This window comes from Pectobacterium sp. HCp5_1 (genome assembly GCF_032905925.1).
GTDB lineage: Bacteria > Pseudomonadota > Gammaproteobacteria > Enterobacterales > Enterobacteriaceae > Pectobacterium > Pectobacterium brasiliense_A.
This window is the reverse complement of sequence record NZ_JAUMIO010000077.1, coordinates 1-1,810: the sequence shown is the minus strand read 5'-3', so window position 1 is coordinate 1,810 and position 1,810 is coordinate 1. Positions and strand designations below refer to the sequence as shown.

Below are 1,810 nucleotides of genomic sequence, written 5' to 3'. Positions count from 1 at the left end.
TCTGTTTGCTCACAAAACGGGCATTTTACCTCAACCGTTGCCATCAGGCTCTTCTTCTAAATATTTAGGAAAACAGATGAACATTCTACCTGACGATCACCGAGTTGAATACGTGACCCAGAAAAGACATCTAATAATTGCTCTTTTCACAGTAGAGAAGAGGCTGTAAGCATCCTGATCTCCTCCCTGAAAACAGTGCCAGTCTAAACTGAAGTCTTCGGTCTTTCTTCCATCTCACAGAGAGGTTCATCGCCATGAAAAAGACCCGTTATACCGAAGAACAGATCGCGTTTGCGCTGAAACAGGCCGAAACCGGTACTCGCGTCGGAGAAGTCTGCAGAAAGATGGGTATTTCTGAGGCCACTTTTTATAATTGGAAGAAGAAATTTGCCGGTCTGGGCGTAACAGAACTCCGTCGTTTGCGGCAGTTGGAGGATGAAAATCAGCGGCTGAAAAAGCTTGTGGCTGATCTGAGCCTGGATAAAGAGATGCTGCAGGAGGTGCTGAAGCAAAAGTTCTGAGGCCGGCTCAGAAGCGTCAGGCGGTACATTTTCTGCGGGAAGCTTACCGTATCAGTGTCCGACGGGGATGTGGACTGTTGATGCAGAGCAGAACCGTTTACCACTGGCAGAGTCGGCGGGATGATCGGGCGATAACCCTGCGCATCAGGGAGATAGCGGAAACCCGGATCCGCTACGGTTGCCCGCGTATTCATATCCAGTTACGGCGGGAAGGCTGGCCTGTTAACCACAAGAAAACACACCGGATTTATTGTCTGGAAGGACTTAACCTGCGGAGAAAACGTCCGCGCAGGCATGTCAGTGCAGCACATCGTCAACAGCGTCCCGTCCTGACCGGTGTCGATCAGTGCTGGAGTATGGATTTCGTGTCGGATAATCTGTTTAACGGACGGCGTTTCCGGGCGTTAACTGTAGTGGATAATTTTAGTCGTGAATGTCTGGCGATCCAAGCCGGAAAGTCGCTGAAGGGCGAGGATGTGGTCGGTGTGATGGAAGGGCTACGGGTACTGCGTAAACGTCAGCCTGTACGTATTCAGACAGATAACGGCAGCGAGTTTATCTCGAAGAGTCTGGATAAATGGGCGTATGAAAACGGGGTGACAATGGACTTCTCTCGTCCCGGAAAGCCGACAGATAATCCGTTTATTGAATCATTTAACGGTAGTCTGCGGGATGAATGCCTGAACATTCACTGGTTCCTGTCACTGGAAGATGCACAGGACAAACTCGACAACTGGCGCAGGGAATACAATCATGAGAGAACGCATTTTGATCCTACCCACGTAATGTGGACACTCGGGTAGGATCAGACAGCTCTGCTTCAACGTACTTTAAAGCGGCGATAATTTGGTGCTATACGAATTGTGCTTTGCGCATAGCAATCTCCTCTGAGGAATATAATCGAATATGTCGGAATAGCTCTAAAGGTGAATAATTCAGCTTATAGATAATGTTACTGTGCAGGTGCAGTTATTCTGCGCCTGCATAAAGATTAAAGAGACTGTAATTTAAATTGTGTAATTGCCTGTTTTTGATATGTTCACTCCAACAACGGAGACAGGCAAACGATGGACGAAAAGAAACTCAAGGCACTCGCTGCCGAACTGGCTAAAGACCTTAAAACTGAAGCCGACCTCAATGCGTTTTCACGCATGCTGACGAAGTTATGATCTTACCCGCCAATAGTGGACACGCGACTAAGTGAGTAAACTCTCTACCAGAGGTAGCTCACATGACAAAATCCGTATCAACCAGTAAGAAGCCACGTAAGCAACATACGCCTGAATTTC

At 47.9% G+C, this 1,810-nt stretch carries 1 pseudogene; it reads left to right on the top strand.

Features of this window, described 5'->3' with window-relative positions:
- Positions 1-254: 254 nt before the first annotated feature.
- Positions 255-1,288: pseudogene (locus Q3A88_RS21760) on the top strand (IS3 family transposase); the annotation flags it as partial.
- Positions 1,289-1,810 lie beyond the last annotated feature (522 nt).